Genomic DNA, 14454 nt, shown 5'->3' with positions numbered 1-14454 from the left:
GCGCTGCCTCGGCGACGGTTGAGGGCGGTCTTCCGCGAGCCTCCGCGCACGGGGCGGAGCCCGGCGTATTCAGACCTTCACCGCTACGCCCGAGTAGTTAACAAACCACCGGATTGGCCCCCCGACAACCGTGGGAAGGCTTCTGCGGTACACAGCCCGAATACAGCCCGAATGCGGATCAACTGCGATCCGGCAGCGGTTCGTATGCAGTCCGTACGCGTCCGGTGCGATGCGGTACTCACCCGCGCACCACACCCGCGCCCCAGCCATTCGAGTGCCATTCGAGTGAATGCGGACAGGAGCGGCCATGCTCACACCCCATCAGCCGTCAACGGAACAGCTAGAAAGGACGGACCCTCACAGTCGCGGCGTACGCACACCTCTCTCCACGCCCGCACCGCGTTCCGTGCAGCCCGAGCTCCAGTCCCCAGGTGATTCCATGATCGGTCGCATTCCCGTCCTCGACGTCCGCCCTCTCGTCGATTGCGGCAGGAGGCCCGCCAAGGCCGTTGCCGGTGAGACCTTCCAGGTCACGGCCACCGTCTTCCGTGAGGGACATGAGGCGGTCGCCGCCAATGCCGTTCTGCGGGATCCGAGCGGCCGGCCGGGCCCGTGGACGCCGATGCGTGAGCTCGCTCCCGGCACCGACCGCTGGGGCGCCGATGTCACGCCGGACTCCGAGGGGCACTGGACGTACACGGTCGAGGCCTGGAGCGATCCGGTGACCACCTGGCGCCGGCACGCACAGATCAAGATTCCGGCGGGGATCGACACCGCGCTCGTCCTGGCGGAGGGCGCCGAGCTCTACGAGCGGGCTGCCTGGGGCGTACCGAAACGGGACGGGCGTGAGGCGGTGCTGGCCACGGCCGATGCGTTGCGCGACGAGTCACGTCCGGCCGCCGCGCGGCTCGCCGCCGCGCTCGCCCCCGAGGCCACCGCCGCGCTCGCCCGCCATCCTCTGCGCGAACTGGTGACCGCGGCCCGCCCACTCCCCCTCGTCGTCGAGCGCCGACGGGCCCTGTTCGGATCCTGGTACGAACTGTTCCCGCGGTCGGAGGGCGCCAGGTTCGAGCCGGCCGAGCCGACGAAGGCGACAAAGGCGACGAGAAGGGGCAGTACGGGGAAGACGCCGGACCATCTGCAGGGGCAGGGGCACCGGGGAAGGGTTGTCAGCGGCACCTTCCGTACTGCCGCCGAGCGGCTTCCCGCGGTTGCCGCCATGGGGTTCGACGTCGTCTATCTGCCGCCCGTCCACCCCATCGGGACCACCCATCGCAAGGGCCCGAACAACTCGTTGTCCCCCGGCGCCAACGACGTGGGGGTGCCGTGGGCGATCGGTTCGGCCGAGGGCGGTCACGATGCCGTCCACCCCGAACTCGGCACGCTCGACGACTTCGATCACTTCGTCGAGACCGCCCGCGCCCTCCGTATGGAGATCGCTCTGGACTTCGCGCTCCAGTGCTCTCCCGACCATCCGTGGGTGGAGAAACATCCCGAGTGGTTCCACCACCGCTCGGACGGCACGATCGCGTACGCGGAGAACCCGCCCAAGAAGTACCAGGACATCTATCCGATCGCCTTCGACAAGGATCTGCGGGGGCTGGTCGCGGAGACCCTCCGCATCCTGCGGTTCTGGATGGACCACGGCGTACGGATCTTCCGCGTCGACAATCCGCACACCAAGCCGGTGATCTTCTGGGAGAAGGTGATCGCCGACATCAACGGCACCGACCCCGATGTGATTTTCCTGGCCGAGGCGTTCACCCGCCCCGCGATGATGCATGCGCTCGCCACGGTCGGTTTCCAGCAGTCGTACACGTACTTCACCTGGCGCAATACCAGGCACGAGCTCACGGAGTACGTCACCGAGCTGGCCGGTGAAGCAGCCTCCTACATGCGGCCCAACTTCTTCGTGAACACCCCGGACATCCTGCCGGGCTATCTCCAGGACGGCGGACGCCCGGCCTTCGAGGCGCGGGCCGTGCTCGCCGCCACACTCTCGCCGTCCTGGGGCATGTACGCGGGGTACGAGCTGTGCGAGAACACCCCGGTGCGGGCCGGCAGCGAGGAGTACCTGAACTCGGAGAAGTACGAAATCCGCCCCAGGGACTGGGAGTCGGCGGAGCGCGAGGGCCGTTCCCTCGCTCCGCTCATCACCTCGCTCAACCGGATCAGGCGCCGTCATCCCGCACTGCAGCAGCTGCGCGACGTGCACTTCCACGCCGCCGACAACGACGCCCTGATCGTTTACAGCAAGCGCTCGGGTTCGAACATCGTTCTGGTGGTCGTCAACCTCGACCCTCACCACACCCAGGAGGCCACGGTCTCGTTGGACATGCCGCAACTCGGCCTCGCCTGGCACGAGACCGTGCCGGTGCGCGACGAGCTCACCGGCCACACCTATCACTGGGGCAGGAACTTCTATGTGCGCCTAGAGCCGGGCGTCGCGCCCGCGCACATCGTCGTCCTGCGACCGTCCCCGCCGACCGGAGGGTCACCCACACCATGATTGTCAATGAGCCCGTCCACGACACGTTCGAGGACACCCCTGCCAAGGACCGGGATCCCGACTGGTTCAAGCGCGCCGTCTTCTACGAGGTCCTCGTCCGGTCCTTCCAGGACTCCAACGGCGACGGCATCGGCGATCTCAAGGGCCTCACCGCCAAGTTGGACTACCTGCAGTGGCTGGGCGTCGACTGTCTCTGGCTGCCGCCGTTCTTCAAGTCGCCTCTGCGCGACGGCGGATACGACGTCTCCGACTACACCGCCGTGCTGCCGGAGTTCGGCGATCTCGCCGACTTCGTGGAGTTCGTCGATGCCGCGCACCATCGCGGTATGCGCGTGATCATCGACTTCGTCATGAACCACACGAGCGATCAGCACGACTGGTTCCAGCAGTCACGCAGCGATCCCGACGGGCCGTACGGCGACTACTACGTCTGGGCCGACGACGACAAGCAGTTCCCTGACGCGCGGATCATCTTCGTCGACACGGAGACGTCCAACTGGACCTTCGACCCGGTGCGCAAGCAGTACTACTGGCACCGGTTCTTCTCCCACCAGCCGGATCTCAACTACGAGAACCCGGCGGTGCAGGAGGAGATCATCTCCGCTCTCCGGTTCTGGCTGGATCTCGGTATCGACGGCTTCCGCGTCGACGCCGTGCCGTACCTGTACCAGCGGGAGGGCACCAACTGCGAGAACCTGCCGGAGACCCACCAGTTCCTCAAGCGGGTGCGCAAGGAGATCGACGCGCACTACCCGGACACCGTGCTGCTCGCCGAGGCCAATCAGTGGCCGGAAGATGTCGTCGACTACTTCGGTGACTTCCCGGCCGGCGGCGACGAGTGCCACATGGCGTTCCATTTCCCGGTGATGCCGCGCATCTTCATGGCCGTGCGCCGCGAGAGCCGCTATCCGGTCTCGGAAATCCTGGCGAAGACCCCGGCGATTCCGTCCGGTTGCCAGTGGGGCATCTTCCTGCGCAACCACGACGAGCTCACGCTCGAGATGGTCACGGACGAAGAGCGCGACTACATGTATGCGGAGTACGCCAAGGACCCGCGGATGCGGGCCAACATCGGCATCCGGCGGCGTCTCGCATCCCTCCTGGACAACGACCGCAACCAGATCGAGCTGTTCACGGCTCTGCTCCTGTCGCTGCCGGGCTCCCCGATTCTGTACTACGGGGACGAGATCGGGATGGGCGACAACATCTGGCTGGGCGACCGGGATGCCGTACGCACCCCGATGCAGTGGACGCCCGACCGGAACGCGGGATTCTCCTCCAGCGATCCGGGGCGGCTCTACCTCCCCACGATCATGGACCCGGTCTACGGCTACCAGGTGACCAACGTGGAGGCGGCGATGGCCTCGCCGTCGTCGCTGCTGCACTGGACGCGGCGGATGATCGAGATCCGTAAGCAGAATCGGGCCTTCGGCCTCGGTTCGTACAACGAACTGCCGTCCTCGAACCCCGCGGTGCTCGCCTTCACCCGTGAGTACAAGGACGATCTCGTGCTGTGCGTGCACAACTTCTCGCGGTTCGCACAGCCGACGGAGCTCGATCTGCGGACGTTCAACGGGCGTCATCCGGTGGAGCTGATCGGCGGGGTGCGCTTCCCCGCCATCGGCCAGTGGCCCTACCTGCTGACTCTCGCCGGGCACGGGTTCTACTGGTTCAGGTTGCGCAAGGATGTGCCGCAGATCTGATGCGGCGCCACTTCCGCACATACCCAGCGGGGCGGTTTCCGCCGCCCCGCACGGGGCAATCTCCCCCACATCGAGCTCTTCAGGGCTTCTCTCCCCGAATTCACCAAAGTGCTTCCGAGTTCGGCGGAGTTCGCCGGAGTCCTTCGGAGTCCGGCGGGGGCCTCAGGGGGCTTCCGGGGTTCTTGGAGCCCTGCATGTCGAGTCCGTACGGACCATCCTGACCCGACACGTCCCGCACAGCCGGACAGCTATTGCCGCAATCCGGGACACTCTTCGCATCCTGTGGTGTGCCCGGGGAAAGGACGCGATGCCATGTCGAAGGCTGCATCCACTCGGGTCGCCCTCGCCAACAGCACAGCACTACTCCCGTCACTCGCCCCACTGCTGCATGAGTGGCTGCCCCGGCAGCGGTGGTTCGCAGGCAAGGGGCAGCCGGTCACGGCCTTCTCCCTTGTCTCGGCGACCGAAATACTGCCGGTGGATCCCGAATCGGCAGGGAGCAGCGCCGGCAACGGGCCCGGGCTGCTCCATCTGCTGGTCCGGGTCCATCAGCCGTCCATGCCGGCCTCGCCCGATGACTGCTACCAGATGCTGCTCGGGGTCCGGGCCACGCTGCCACCATGGCTCGCCCCCGCCCTCATCGGCCATGTGAAGGGGGGTCCACTGGCCGGTCTGGCGGTCTACGAGGGGCTGCACGATCCACGGCTCGCCGAACTTCTGCTGGAACGGTTGCGCACCCCCGGCACCCTCGGCCCCCTCCGTTTCGACCGGGGCGCCGCCCCCATCCCCGCCGGGCTCACCCCGCGGGTGCTCGACACGGAGCAGTCCAACTCCTCGCTCGTCTACGGCAACGCCTACATCCTGAAGATCTTCCGCAGGGTCTTCCCGGGGATCAATCCCGATCTGGAACTGCCGCGCGCCCTCTCCCGGGAGGGCTGCGGTCGGGTTCCGGAACCCGTCGCCTGGTTCGAGGCGACAGCGTCGGAGCCGCTCACCCTCGGCGTTCTCCAGCCCTTCCTGCGGGGCGCGGAGGACGGCTGGCAGCTTGCGCTACGGGCACTGGCCACGGGCCATGACTTCACCCGTGAGGCCCGCGCACTCGGTCGCGCCACCGCCGAGGTGCACACGGCACTCGCCACCGCGCTGCCGACGCCCGTGCTGCGCCGATCCCAGACCGAGCATCTCGCCACCGGGATGATGGAGCGGCTGGAGGCGGCTGCCCACGCGGTACCGGCGCTGGTGCCGTATGTTCCCGGGCTGCGTACGGCGTTCGACGCCGTTGCCGCACTGGGCCACAGGGGCCGCAGCTGGGCCGCACAGCGCGTGCACGGCGATCTGCATCTCGGCCAGACCCTGCGCGCGGCCGACGGCTTCTGGTCGCTGATCGACTTCGAGGGTGAGCCGGCGCGGCCCCTTCTGGAGCGCCGCCGTCCGCAGCCTCCGGTGCGTGACATCGCGGGCATGCTCCGTTCCTTCGACTACGCGGCCCGCTCCCACCGGCCCTGGAACGCCGAGTGGGCGGCCCACTGCCGGACTGCCTACTGCGACGGGTACGCGGAGGCCGCGGGCGTCGATCCGCGCAGCGAACCGGAGTTGTTGCGGGCCCACGAGACGGACAAGGCGGTGTACGAGGTGGTGTACGAGGCCCGGCACCGGCCCGACTGGCTGCCGGTGCCGATGGCCGCCATCCAACGTCTGGCCGCCGCCGTCGACTGATGCGCCGCACACCGCCCGGTTTCGGCCATGGCTGCGTTCCCCCGCCCGTCACACCCCGCCCCGCCCCGATTCACCCACACCCCCCGAGGAGGCAGTCCCTGTGACCGCCCGCAAGCCGTCCCGCACCGCGCCCGATCCCACCGTGGCCGCGTCGCTCCCGCCGACGCCCGTCGAGCCCGCGCCCCCGGGGCCCGCCGCGACACCCGCAACCGACGTGACTCCAGTCACCGCCGCGGCCGCCGCGACCCCGGCAGCGCCGGAGGCGGCTCCGGCCCCCGCGGCACCGTCAGCACCTGCGAGTCCCTCGGCCTCAACGCCTTCCCCCGCCAAGCGGAAGAAGGGGGCGGAGAAGCGGGCCACTGCCGCACCGTCCCGTCCCCGGCGCACGGGCGGCGGTGGCCGCGGGGTCCGGCCGGTGCGTGCCCTCGACGACGGCGACCGCGGGCGGCTGCTCGCCGGTGAGCACCACGCACCGCACGATCTGCTCGGCGCGCACATGGTCCGCGGCGGTGTGGTGCTCCGGGTGCTGCGTCCGTACGCGCGTTCCGTGACCGTGCTCGCCAAGGGCCTGCGGGCGGAGCTTCACGACGACGGCGACGGGCTGTTCTCCGGGCTGCTGCCGATGCCCACCGTCCCCGAGTACCAGCTCCTGGTCGGCTACGAGGACAACGAGATCGAGGTCCAGGATCCGTACCGATTCCTGCCGGCGCTCGGCGATCTCGATCTGCATCTGATCGGCGAGGGGCGGCACGAGGAACTGTGGACGGCCCTCGGTGCGCAGCCCATGGAGCACCAGGGTGTCACCGGTACTCGGTTCACCGTCTGGGCGCCCAATGCCCGCGGGGTCCGGGTCGTCGGGGACTTCAACTACTGGGACGGCACGGGCTACCCGATGCGCTCCCTCGGTTCGACCGGGGTCTGGGAGTTGTTCCTTCCCGCGATCGGGGAGGGCACGCTCTACAAGTTCGACATCTGCCGTCCGGACGGTTCCCACACAGTGCGCGCCGACCCGATGGCCCGCCATGCCGAGGTCCCGCCCGCCACTGCCTCGATCGTGACGGCCTCGCACCATGAGTGGCGGGATCAGGAGTGGATGGCGCACCGCGGGGACGTACCCGTGCACGAGGCACCGTTCTCGGTCTACGAGGTGCATCTGCCGTCCTGGCGCCCCGGTCTCACGTATCGCAGGCTCGCCGAGCAACTCCCCGCCTACGTACGTGATCTGGGGTTCACGCATGTGGAGCTGATGCCGGTCTCCGAGCATCCGTTCGGCGGCTCCTGGGGCTATCAGGTCACCGGTTTCTTCGCCCCGACCTCGCGGATGGGATCACCGGACGACTTCCGGTACCTCATCGACGCACTGCACCGGGCCGGCATCGGCGTCATCGTCGACTGGGTGCCCGCGCACTTCCCGCGTGACGACTGGGCACTCGCCGAATTCGACGGCCGTCCGCTGTACGAGCACTCGGACCCGGCCCGGGCCGCGCACCCCGACTGGGGCACGCTCGAATTCGACTTCGGCCGTACCGAGGTGCGCAACTTCCTGGTCGCCAACGCCACGTACTGGTGCGAGGAGTTCCACATCGACGGGCTGCGAGTCGATGCCGTCGCCTCGATGCTCTACCTGGACTACTCACGCGAGAACGGGGATTGGGCTCCGAACGAGCACGGCGGCCGGGAGAATCTGGATGCCGTCGCCTTCCTCCAGGAGATGAATGCCACGGTCTACCGGCGCAATCCGGGTGTCGTCACCATCGCCGAGGAGTCCACGGCCTGGGACGGCGTCACGCGCGCCACGCATCATGTCGGCCCCGGCGGTTTCGGCGGTCTCGGCTTCGGGCTGAAGTGGAACATGGGCTGGATGCACGACTCCCTGGAGTACGTGTCGAAGGAACCGGTGCACCGCAAGTACCACCACAACGAGATGACGTTCTCGATGGTGTACGCGTACAGCGAGAACTACGTGCTGCCGATCTCGCACGACGAAGTGGTGCACGGCAAGCAGTCGCTGGTCAGCAAGATGCCCGGCGACTGGTGGCAGCAGCGCGCCAATCACCGGGCCTACCTCGGTTTCATGTGGGCCCACCCCGGCAAGCAACTCCTCTTCATGGGACAGGAGTTCGCCCAGGGCGCGGAATGGTCCGAGGGGCACGGCCCCGACTGGTGGCTGCTCGATCCGTCGTACGCGGCGGAGAGCGACCACCGGGGCGTACGGGACCTGGTGCGTGAGCTGAATGCGGAGTACGCGGCGACACCGGCGCTGTGGCAGCGGGACACCGTCCCCGAGGGCTTCGCCTGGGTCGACGGCGGAGCCGCCGAGGACAATGTCTTCGCCTTCCTGCGTTTCGACGCGGACGGTGCGCCGCTGCTCGCGGTGTCGAACTTCTCGCCAGTGGTCCGCCACGAGTACCGGCTGGGCGTGCCGCCGTCCGTGTCCGCCTGGGCAGAGGTGCTCAACACGGACTCGGCACGGTACGGCGGCGGTGACGTCCTCAACCCGGATCCGCTGAAGCCGGAGTCCGTCGCCGCCCACGGTCACCGCACGAGCGTCCAGCTCACTCTGCCGCCGCTGGCGACGGTGTGGCTGAAGCCGGTGTGATGATCCCGAGCCGCTGCGTGGCCCGGGTCAGCGCCACATAGAGATCGTTGGCGGTCATCAGCGCTGGCGCGACGACGAGAACCGTGTCGAACTCCAGGCCCTTGGCCTGGCGCGGGTCGAGCAGGACGACGGGCCGGTGCAGATCCAGCGGCCCGGCGTCGAGTCCTGTGAGTTCCGCGTGGAGCTCGCGCGGGGCGATGACGGCGAGCCTGCCCTCCGCCGGGGTCTCGGCCTCGGCGAGCCCGGCCACATCGGCGAGCGGCAGGGTGCGCTCCCAGGGCCGTGCACCGGTGGAGCGGATGGAGCGCGGAGGTTCGAAGGCGGGATCGGTGGCCCGGCGCCGCTCGGCCGCGTACTCCATGATCTCGGCGGGCGTACGGTAGTTGACCCCGAGCCGGGCCAGCTGCCAGCGGTCCTGGACATACGGCGCGAGGATCTCCTGCCAGGAGTCGCAGCCTGCCAGGTCACCGGTCTGGGCCGGGTCGCCGACCAGGGTCATCGAGCGGGTCGGGCTGCGGCGCATCAGCAGCCGCCAGGCCATGGCCGACAGCTCCTGCGCCTCGTCGACGATGATGTGCCCGAACGCCCAGGTCCGGTCGGCGACGGCGCGCTCGGCGGCGCTGCGGTGGTCGGCCTCCTCCTGACGCTCGGCGAACCGTTCGGCGTCGATGATGTCGTGCGCCGCGAGGACCTCGGAGGCGTCCTCGTCGATGTCCTCCTTGTCCTCGAACTCGTAGGTACGGGAGGCGTACGAGACGTCGAGGACGCCCTGCGCGTAGGCGATCTGGCGGGCCCGCTCGGCCTCGGCGGCGGCCCGGGCGGCGGAGTCGTCCGCACCGAGGAGCTCGGCGGCCTCGTCGAGGAGGGGCACGTCGGCAGGTGTCCAGGCGGCCTTCTTCGCGCGCCGGAGCAGCTCGGCATCGTCCTCGGCCAGATGCGTGGGCTCCTCCAGATAGCCGGCGAGGAACTCCTGTGGGGTGAGCGGGGGCCACAGGGAGGTGATGGCGGCGTGCACCTCCGCGCTGGCGGCGATGCCCTTGCCGAGCTGGGCGATGTCGTCGGGGCCGAGGAAGTTCGGGCCGGCGTAGGGGTCGGCGCCGATGCGGTCGGCGAGCTGCGTGGTGAGATCGTCGATGATCCGGAAGGCGAAGGTGGGCAGGGCGAGATTGTGCGGCAGCCCGGTCTCGCGGGCCTTGTGCCGCGCTTCGACTGCCATGTCCCAGTCGAGGATCAGCTCCCCGTCGTCGTGCGCGATGACGATCGGCTCGCCTTTCTCGGGCACCTGCTGCCGGCTCCGTACGGCCTCGGCCAGTACGTCGGCCATGTCCGCCCGGCCCTTCACGGCCGCGGCCGCGGGGCTGTCGGTGCCGGTGGCGTGTACGCCGGGGAACAGTTCGCCGACCGTCGACAGCAGCACGCCGGTCTCACCGAGCGAGGGCAGCACGTCGCCGATGTAGCCGAGGAAGGCCGGGTTGGGCCCGACGATCAGCACGGCCCGCTTGGCGAGCTGCTCCCGGTGCGCGTACAGCAGATACGCGGCCCGGTGCAGCGCGACCGCGGTCTTCCCGGTGCCCGGCCCTCCTTCGACGACGAGCACCCCGCGCTGCGGGGCGCGGATGATGTGGTCCTGCTCGGCCTGGATGGTCGAGACGATGTCGCCCATCCGGCCCGTGCGGGCGCTGTTCAGCGCGGCGAGCAGCACCTCGTCGGCGTCGTGCGACTCGTATCCGGTGCGGGTGGTGTCGGCGAGATCCATGATCTCGTCGTGCAACCCGGTGACCGTGCGCCCCTGCGTGGTGATGTGCCTCCTGCGGCGCAGCCCCATCGGTTCGTACCCGGTCGCGAGATAGAACGGCCGCGCGACGGGAGCCCGCCAGTCGATCAGCAACGGGGTCCGCTCGGCATCGTCCCGCCGGATTCCGGTGCGCCCGATGTGGTACGTGACTCCGTCGCGCCTGTCGATCCGTCCGAAACAGAGTCCCGTGTCGGCGGCATGCAGCGCGGCGAGCGAGGCGGAGTGCTCGGCGACGCCGGTATCGCGCTCCACCCGCGCCTGTCGACCGGTGCTGAGCTGCGCGATCGTGGCGCGCATGGCAGCTTCGGCCGCTACCCGGAGCTGGTCGAGCCGCTCGTGGGCGAGGGAGACGAATTGCTGCTCCTGCCGCATTTCCTCGGTAGACAATTCAACTCCTGACGCGATAGAATATGCTTATTGGAGTTTTCCGCATATTGCACGGAATGCACACACGGAACTATTCAATATAGGCGAAAAAATACCCCGGCCGCCAATTCGGACCGGGGTATTTGTTTTGCTTCCAGGAGCCTCTCAGCAGAGGGTCGCCGCGCCCGTCGCATCGAGCACGGCGCGCGGCCGTACGAGGATGTCCCGCCACTCGTCGGCTTGACGCACCACGCTCATCGCCGTGACACCGGCCGACAAGAACCGACTTTCACGTCGGATACCCACCAGTTGGTACGCAAGGAGCACAGAACAAGCTCAGAAAAAGCTCAGAAATCAGGCTTGTTCGGATTGACCGTGCTTCACACGGAGATACCCCTCGCATACGCACATTCATCCGGAGCACGTCCGGATCGGGGGCTGCCATGTGGACCACGCTCACGCTCATCGACGCCGCGACCGCACTGGTCGCTGCCACTGCCTGCCTGGTTCTCTCCGGTCGGCGACTGCTGCCGTGGCGGCGCCGGGAGCGCGCTTCCGAGCTGGGTCCGTACGATGCGGCTTTCCTGGCGGGCGGGCCCGAGCGGGTGGTGGAGGCGGCGCTCCATACCCTGTGGGGCAGCGACAACAATGTCGTGATCGGGTCGGGTGGGCGGCTGCGGTTGCCCGAGCCCTGGACGGAACCCGAGCATCCGGTGGAACGAGCCGTGGTCGAAAAATGGCGGACCGCGGGCTCCACGACACCGACGCTGCTGCGGGTACGGGCGGTGCGGGCCGGGGCCGTACGCGAGATCGGCGACCGCCTCGTCTCATGCGGTCTCCTCATGACCCCACCCCGTGCCCGGGCCCGGCTGTTCGCCGGGCGGGTCCTGATCGCCGTGGTGTGCGGCACCGCGGTCCTGGCCGCCTTCGCCGTCCCTCACGGGCTGCGGCAGACGGCTCCCTACCTCGTGGTGGGCTTCTCCTGTCTGGCCGTGCGCGCGCTGTGTCCCGCGCGCGGCCCACTGACTCCGATGGGACGCCGTCGCCTCGCAACGCTCCGCGCGAGCGAGCCATGGGCCGCGGCCGCGCTCGGGGCCGTGGTGTTCGACGGGCGGGGAGGGCTGCCGGGCGAGCGTCGGCGCTCTCAGCGATGGAACAGGGGCGGGGGGCGTCTGCCGTCGGTGGGACGGATGCTGATCAAGTACGGGAAGGCACTGGATTCGGACTCCGCCGACGAGAACACGGACAACTACGTGAGCGAGAGCGGCCATGGCTCCCACGGGTACGGCGGCTCCCACGACTCCTACGGCTCGCACGGCTCCTCGTACGACGGAGGGGGTCACCACCACAGCTGCGGCAGCAGCAGCAGCTGTGGTGGCGGGAACTACTGAGCGTTGCGGCTCACACCGTCTCGAACACGTCCTCCAGCTCCTGGAGGAGCCTGCGCTTGGGTCGGGCACCCACCATCGACTTCACCGGTTCGCCGGACCGGAACACCATCAGGGTCGGCATCGACAGCACCCCGTACCGGCTCGTGACCTCGGGGTTGTGGTCGACATCGAGCTGGACGACCTTGATGCGGTCCGCCTCCTCGGCGGCGATGGCGCTGAGCACGGGGGCGAGCTGGCGGCACGGCCCGCACCAGTCGGCGGTGAACTCGACCAGGACGGGAAGCTCGGCCCCCAGCACCTCCCCGTCGAAGGTGGTGTCGGTGACCTCGGCCACGCCCTCTGCATGAATCATCTGTCATCCTCCCAGTTCGCATCGTGGTTCCGGGCCGCCAGGAAGCTCGGCCTCGGCCTCCAGCTCGGCCCTCGCCAGTTCGGCGCCCACCTGGGCGCGGACCGACTGGAGCTGCTCGATGAGCGAGTCGAGCTCGCCGAGCTTGCGCCGGTAGACGGCGAGCGAGGCGGGGCAGGCGTCACCGGCCGGATGGCCCGCACGCAGACAGTCGACGAACGGTCGGGTCTCCTCCAGTTCGAACCCGAAGTCCTGCAGGGTCCGGATCTGTTGCAGCAGGCGCAGATCGTCCTCGTCGTAGGTGCGGTACCCGTTCACGGCCCGCCGCGCAGGCAGCAGCCCGCGTGACTCGTAGTAGCGCAGAGTCCGCGTCGTCGTCCCGGCCCGCTCGGCCAGCTCCCCGATTCGCATGTGTCGACGGTAATCCTTGACGCGGACGTCAAGGCAAGCCCGGAACTTGCTGTCTCCGCTGCGCAGGTGATGCACGGGGCTCGCCGCCTCGTTCGTCCCGCGTTGCCGCCGGCTGCGCCGTGCCGTCGACAACGCGGGAGCAGAAAAGGGGCGGGGCCGGTACGGACGTTCCCGTACCGGCCCCGCCTCGCGCGCGTGACTCGTGCCTCTCCCGGCACTAGACCTTCGCCGTCACGTCCGCCTTCCCGCCGTCCCTGGGCTCGGGAACCTCCGTCGCGCCGTGCGGATCGTCCTGGGTGAGCGTCTTCTCGTCGAACGGGATGGCGCCGGCCAGCACCTGGCCGACCCGTTCCCTGTCGATCTCCTTGGTCCAGGTGCCGATGAGCACCGTGGCGACGGCGTTGCCCGCGAAGTTGGTGAGGGCGCGGGCCTCGCTCATGAAGCGGTCGATGCCGATGATCAGGCCGACGCCGTCGACCAGCGCGGGCTTGTGCGACTGGAGCCCGCTGGCCAGCACCGCGATGCCGGAACCGGAGACACCGGCCGCGCCCTTGGAGGCGATCATCATGAAGAGGAGGAGCGAGATCTGCTGGCCCAGCGCCAGCGGCTGGCCCATCGAGTCGGCGATGAACAGCGACGCCATGGTCAGGTAGATCATCGTGCCGTCGAGGTTGAACGAGTACCCGGTGGGCACGGTGATGCCGACGACCGGGCGGCTGACGCCCAGGTGTTCCATCTTCGCGATGAGGCGCGGCAGCGCCGACTCGGAGGAGGACGTGGAGAGGATCAGCAGGAACTCGCGGCCCAGGTACTTCAGGAGCTGGAAGAGGTTCACCCCGGTCACCAGGCGCAGCAGTGTGCCGAGCACCAGGACCACGAACAGGATGCAGGTGATGTAGAAGCCCAGCATGATCGTGGCGAGGGCCTTGAGCGCGTCCACACCGGTCTCGCCGATGACGGCGGCCATCGCGCCGAACGCGCCCACCGGGGCCGCCCACATGATCATGGACAGGACGCGGAAGACCAGCTTCTGGATGTGCTCGACCCCGCGCAGCACCGGCTCACCGGCCGTGCCCATGGCCTGCAGCGCGAAGCCGACGAGCAGCGCGACCAGCAGGGTCTGGAGCACCGAGCCACCGGTGAAGGCCGACACGAAGGTGGTCGGGATGATGCCGAGCAGGAAGTCGACCGGCCCTTCGGCGGCGTCGCTCGCCGCCGTGTGGCCGACATCCTTCACCGTCTGCGTGAGGTGCATGCCGTCGCCGGGGTGCAGCACATTGCCGACGACCAGGCCGATCGCCAGCGCGACCACCGACATGGCCAGGAAGTAACCGAGCGCGAGGCCGCCCACCTTGCCGATCTTGGCGGCCTTCCGGACGGAGCCGACGCCCAGCACGATGGTGCAGAAGATGATCGGCGAGATCATCATCTTGATGAGGTTCACGAAGCCGGTACCGATCGGCTTGAGCTCGACGGCGAACCCGGGGGCCACGAAGCCCACCAGGATACCGAGGCCCACAGCCGCGATCACGGCGAGATACAGATAATGCGTACGGTCCCGCCTGGCGGCTGGCACTCCCACGGGGTTCTCCTCGGCTCGTCCCGGTCGGTCCCC

General features: G+C 68.9%; 9 protein-coding genes. 5 read left to right on the top strand and 4 right to left on the bottom strand.

From position 1 onward, the window contains the following. Positions 1-439 precede the first annotated feature (439 nt). From ACFU8W_RS21490 to glgB, 4 genes are all read left to right on the top strand, one after another. Complete coding sequence (locus ACFU8W_RS21490; RefSeq protein WP_384039483.1) at positions 440-2509, top strand: alpha-1,4-glucan--maltose-1-phosphate maltosyltransferase; 2070 nt, start codon at positions 440-442, stop codon at positions 2507-2509. Beyond that, positions 2506-4212: a maltose alpha-D-glucosyltransferase gene (treS, locus tag ACFU8W_RS21485; protein ID WP_384039481.1), complete on the top strand. Its 1707-nt coding sequence runs from the start codon at positions 2506-2508 to the stop codon at positions 4210-4212. The genes ACFU8W_RS21490 and treS overlap by 4 nt, the downstream gene beginning before the upstream one ends. A gap of 312 nt (positions 4213-4524) precedes the next feature. Next, a complete protein-coding gene (locus tag ACFU8W_RS21480; protein WP_384039478.1) occupies positions 4525-5928 on the top strand; it encodes a phosphotransferase in 1404 nt (467 codons plus the stop codon). A 100-nt stretch (positions 5929-6028) separates the two neighbouring features. Continuing rightward, positions 6029-8527, top strand: a complete 2499-nt coding sequence (glgB, locus tag ACFU8W_RS21475; RefSeq protein ID WP_384039476.1) for a 1,4-alpha-glucan branching enzyme — start codon at positions 6029-6031, stop codon at positions 8525-8527. Here the strand turns inward: glgB and ACFU8W_RS21470 are convergent. Further along, complete coding sequence (locus ACFU8W_RS21470; protein ID WP_384039787.1) at positions 8484-10694, bottom strand: HelD family protein; 2211 nt, start codon at positions 10692-10694, stop codon at positions 8484-8486. The genes glgB and ACFU8W_RS21470 overlap by 44 nt on opposite strands. 437 nt (positions 10695-11131) lie before the next feature. On the opposite strand from ACFU8W_RS21470, the gene ACFU8W_RS21465 reads away from it, so the two are divergent. Further along, positions 11132-12079 (top strand): TIGR04222 domain-containing membrane protein, encoded by a 948-nt coding sequence (locus ACFU8W_RS21465; protein ID WP_384039473.1) that lies wholly within the window; start codon positions 11132-11134, stop codon positions 12077-12079. A 10-nt stretch (positions 12080-12089) separates the two neighbouring features. Here ACFU8W_RS21465 and trxA read toward each other — a convergent pair whose 3' ends face one another. From trxA to ACFU8W_RS21450, 3 genes are all read right to left on the bottom strand, one after another. After that, positions 12090-12431: a thioredoxin gene (gene trxA / locus ACFU8W_RS21460; RefSeq protein WP_384039470.1), complete on the bottom strand. Its 342-nt coding sequence runs from the start codon at positions 12429-12431 to the stop codon at positions 12090-12092. Between the two features lie 3 nt (positions 12432-12434). Continuing rightward, a complete protein-coding gene (locus tag ACFU8W_RS21455; protein ID WP_327244276.1) occupies positions 12435-12839 on the bottom strand; it encodes a MerR family transcriptional regulator in 405 nt (134 codons plus the stop codon). A gap of 217 nt (positions 12840-13056) precedes the next feature. After that, complete coding sequence (locus ACFU8W_RS21450) at positions 13057-14421, bottom strand: cation:dicarboxylate symporter family transporter (protein ID WP_384039466.1); 1365 nt, start codon at positions 14419-14421, stop codon at positions 13057-13059. Positions 14422-14454 lie beyond the last annotated feature (33 nt).

Origin of the sequence: Streptomyces sp. NPDC057565, assembly GCF_042801455.1 — a bacterium.
Classification (GTDB): domain Bacteria; phylum Actinomycetota; class Actinomycetes; order Streptomycetales; family Streptomycetaceae; genus Streptomyces; species Streptomyces yanii.
The sequence above is the reverse complement of the archived record's forward strand: the minus strand, read 5'-3'. Positions and strand labels throughout refer to the sequence as shown.

Bases quoted from the DNA above. Each gene is read 5' to 3' on its own strand.
- ACFU8W_RS21470 (WP_384039787.1), bottom strand. From the start codon at position 10,694: ATGCGGCAGGAGCAGCAATTCGTCTCCCTCGCCCACGAGCGGCTCGAC.
- trxA (WP_384039470.1), bottom strand. From the start codon at position 12,431: ATGATTCATGCAGAGGGCGTGGCCGAGGTCACCGACACCACCTTCGAC.
- treS (WP_384039481.1), top strand. From the start codon at position 2,506: ATGATTGTCAATGAGCCCGTCCACGACACGTTCGAGGACACCCCTGCC.
- ACFU8W_RS21465 (WP_384039473.1), top strand. From the start codon at position 11,132: ATGTGGACCACGCTCACGCTCATCGACGCCGCGACCGCACTGGTCGCT.
- ACFU8W_RS21455 (WP_327244276.1), bottom strand. From the start codon at position 12,839: ATGCGAATCGGGGAGCTGGCCGAGCGGGCCGGGACGACGACGCGGACT.
- ACFU8W_RS21490 (WP_384039483.1), top strand. From the start codon at position 440: ATGATCGGTCGCATTCCCGTCCTCGACGTCCGCCCTCTCGTCGATTGC.
- ACFU8W_RS21480 (WP_384039478.1), top strand. From the start codon at position 4,525: ATGTCGAAGGCTGCATCCACTCGGGTCGCCCTCGCCAACAGCACAGCA.